Origin of the sequence: Actinotalea sp. C106, assembly GCF_023630195.1 — a bacterium.
GTDB lineage: Bacteria > Actinomycetota > Actinomycetes > Actinomycetales > Cellulomonadaceae > Actinotalea.
Window position 1 is genome coordinate 1 of record NZ_JALPKN010000320.1, and the last position, 3359, is coordinate 3359.

The window sequence follows — 3359 nt, forward strand, 5'->3', positions numbered from 1 at the left end:
CGCTCCGGCACGTCAGAGCGCGCCGTCGGGCGAGGGCGACGGCGGCGCACGCCGCACCCGGACCCGCCGTCGTACCCGCAGCGGCGACGGCGCCCCCCAGGGCACCTCGACCACCGACTGAGGACGCCGAGCAGCAACGAGCGCAGCCGAGCATCACGACGGGGTGGCTCGTACGGGATCTCCCGTGCGAGCCACCCCGTCTGCGTCAGCCCTCGAGGATGAAGGCCCGCACCGCGTCGGCCATGAGCTGCACGGCGATCGCGGCGAGCAGCAGTCCGGCGATCCGGGAGACCAGGATGGTCCCGCTGTCCTTGAGCACGCGGTGGATCACGTTGGCGAACCGCATCGAGAGCCACAGGCACAGGTGCACGGCGATGACGCCGACGGCGATGGCCACCCAGTCGCTCGTCGCCTCGGCCCGCTGGACGAAGACCATCGTCGCCACGATGGCCCCGGGCCCGGCCAGCAGCGGGGTACCCAGCGGCACCAGCGCGACGTTGACCCCCTTGGTCCCCGAGGGCTCGGGCTCCTCCATCTTGCCCGTCAGCAGCTCCATGGCCACGAGCAGCAGCAGCAGGCCACCCGAGGCCTGCAGGGCCGGCAGCGAGACGTGCATGTAGCTGAGCAGCTGCTGGCCGAAGAGGGCGAAGCTGACGATCACGCCGAAGGCCACCAGGATCGCCTGCCGTGCGGCGCGGCTGCGCTGCTTGCCGGTCATCGCCCCGGTGAGCCCGAGGAAGATCGGCACCGTCCCGGGCGGGTCCATGATGACGAAGAGGGTCACGAAGACCTCGGCCAGCATCCGCAGGTCGACGACGTCGTTCACGGCCGGACCACCGCGATGCGGCCGAGCTCCTCGATCCGTGCAAGCACCTCGGGGCTCGTCGTGCTCTCCCCCAGCCGGTTGGGCTTGCCCTGGCCGTGGTAGTCGCTCGAGCCCGTGACCAGCAGCCCGAGCCGGTCCGCGAGCGCGGCGAGGCGGGCGCGGTCGGCGTCGTCGTGGTCGCGGTGCCCCACCTCGACACCCAGGAGCCCGGCCTCGACCATCGCGGCCACGACGTCGTCGGGCACCACGCTGCCGCGGGCCCTCGCCCCTGGGTGCGCGAGCACCGGTACCCCGCCCGCCGCCCGCACCAGCTCGACGGCGAGCACCGCGTCGGGGGCGTGGTGGGGCACGTAGTAGGGCGAGTCCGTGGCGAGGATGCTCGCGAAGGCCGCCGAGCGGTCCGTGACGTGCCCGCGGGCCACCAGGGCGTCGGCGATGTGCGGGCGTCCGACGGTGGTGCCCTCGGCGGTCTGCGCCTCGACGTCGCCCCAGGTGAGCTCGTGGTCGACGGCGATCCTGGCCACGATGTGGCGGGCGCGCTCGAGCCGTGCGGTGCGGGTGCGTTCGCCCTCGGCGAGCAGTGCCGCGTCGGCAGGGTCGTGCAGGTAGCTGAGCAGGTGCACGCTCGTGCCCGCGGCACGACAGGAGATCTCCTCGCCGCGCACCAGGGCGACCCCGTGCTCGGGCACCGCCGCGGCGGCCTCGGCCCAGCCCGCGGTGGTGTCGTGATCGGTGAGTGCGAGGACGTCGAGCCCGGCCCGGGCAGCGGCCGCGACCACCTGGGCCGGGGTGTCCGTGCCGTCCGAGACGGTCGAGTGGGTGTGGAGGTCGATGCGCACGGGCCAAGCGTAGGGGGCGCGTGAGGTGCGACGATGGGTCCATGGCTGACCAGACCACCGACCAGCAGGCCCTCGACGAGCGGGCGACGAACCGCTCGCAGCGACCGAGCTCGGCCGCCTTCCTCGAGTTCGTCGCCGACCGCTGGGCCGAGCGTCCCGCCGTCCGCCCCGAGCCGGGCCCCGCAGCCCCCTACACCCTGGTGCGGCGCGGCCGGCTCTCGGCCCTGTTCCCCGGCGAGCGCCTCGTGGTCCCCGCCGGCCCGCTGGTCACACGGTCCAACGACACCGACTACCGGTTCCGTCCGCACTCGGCCTTCGCGCACCTGACCGGCCTGGGCACCGACCAGGAGCCCGACGCCGTGCTGGTGCTGCACCCCGTCGAGGACGGTCACGAGGCCGTCCTGTACTTCCGCCCCATGGCGGGCCGGGACAGCGAGGAGTTCTTCGCCGACGCGCGCTACGGGGAGTTCTGGGTCGGGGCCCGCCCCTCGCTCGACGACCTCGCCGCGGTCACCGGCATCCCGACCGCCCCCCTCGACGAGCTGGGTGACGCCCTGGCCAAGGACGTGGGGCCCGACGGCGTCCGGGTGCGCGTGGTGCCGGGGGCCGACGACGGCGTCGCGGCCGCGGTGGACCAGGCCCGGGCCGGCACCGACCTGGACGGTGAGGAGCTCGAGGCGGCCGACGCCGAGCTGGCCGAGGCCCTCTCCGAGCTGCGTCTGGTGAAGGACGCCTTCGAGGTCGAGCAGCTGCGCGCCGCGGTCGACGCGACCATCGCCGGGTTCGAACGGGTCGTCACGAGCCTGCCCCGCGCCGTGCGGCACCCGCGCGGCGAGCGGGTCATCGAGTCGAGCTTTGACGGGCACGCGCGCGAGGTCGGCAACACCGTGGGCTACGAGACCATCGCTGCCTCGGGGGACCACGCGACCACCCTGCACTGGATCCGCAACGACGGTCAGGTGCACGCCGGCGACCTGGTGCTGGTCGACGCCGGGGTCGAGGTCGAGTCCCTCTACACCGCGGACATCACCCGGACCTTGCCCGTGGACGGGGAGTACACCGAGGTCCAGCGCCGCATCTACACCGCAGTCCTCGACGCGGCTGACGCAGCCTTCGCCGTCGCGCGTCCCGGGTCGCGGTTCCGCGACGTGCACGCGGCCGCGATGGAGGTCATCGCGGCCCGGCTCGCCGACTGGGGGCTGCTGCCCGGCACGGCCGAGGAGTCCCTCGACCCCGAGGGCCAGTTCCACCGGCGCTGGATGGTCCACGGGACGAGCCACCACCTGGGGCTCGACGTGCACGACTGCGCGCAGGCCCGTCGCGAGATGTACCTCGACGCCGTGCTCGAGCCCGGCATGGTCTTCACCATCGAGCCCGGCCTCTACTTCAAGGCGGACGATCTCGCCGTGCCCGAGGAGTACCGGGGCATCGGGGTGCGCATCGAGGACGACGTGCTCATCACGGTCGACGGCCACGAGAACCTCTCCGCGGCCCTGCCCCGTCGACCCGACGAGGTCGAGGCCTGGATGCGGACCGTCCGCGGGCGCTGACCGACCCGTCAGGCGGGGGGTGTGGGCCCCTGCTCGGACGACCCGGTCGGCGCGGAGGACCCCGTCGGCGGCGTGGTCGGCGGGACCTGGGCCTGGGGCGGCTGGTTCTGGGACGGCTGGGCCTGGGACAAGTCGGATCGTAGC

At 74.0% G+C, this 3359-nt stretch carries 3 protein-coding genes; 1 reads left to right on the forward strand and 2 read right to left on the reverse strand.

Going from position 1 to position 3359, the window contains the following annotated elements; all coding sequences use genetic code 11:
• Nucleotides 1-205 precede the first annotated feature (205 nt).
• Together L0B03_RS15615 and L0B03_RS15620 are read right to left on the reverse strand one after the other, a co-directional pair.
• On the reverse strand, nucleotides 206-802 hold the full coding sequence (locus L0B03_RS15615) for a MarC family protein (RefSeq protein WP_243759096.1): 597 nt from the start codon (nucleotides 800-802) through the stop codon (nucleotides 206-208).
• Nucleotides 803-822: 20 nt separating this feature from the next.
• Nucleotides 823-1665, reverse strand: coding sequence for a PHP domain-containing protein (locus tag L0B03_RS15620; protein WP_250447489.1), 843 nt, complete (start codon nucleotides 1663-1665; stop codon nucleotides 823-825).
• Nucleotides 1666-1706: 41 nt separating this feature from the next.
• On the opposite strand from L0B03_RS15620, the gene L0B03_RS15625 reads away from it, so the two are divergent.
• The gene (locus L0B03_RS15625; RefSeq protein ID WP_250447492.1) at nucleotides 1707-3215 is read left to right on the forward strand and encodes an aminopeptidase P family protein; all 1509 of its coding nucleotides are present in this window, start codon (nucleotides 1707-1709) and stop codon (nucleotides 3213-3215) included.
• The last annotated feature ends 144 nt before the right edge of the window (nucleotides 3216-3359 follow it).

Excerpts from the sequence above, each read along its gene's own strand:
- L0B03_RS15615 (WP_243759096.1), bottom strand. The coding sequence starts at position 802 with ATGCTGGCCGAGGTCTTCGTGACCCTCTTCGTCATCATGGACCCGCCC.
- L0B03_RS15625 (WP_250447492.1), top strand. The coding sequence starts at position 1,707 with ATGGCTGACCAGACCACCGACCAGCAGGCCCTCGACGAGCGGGCGACG.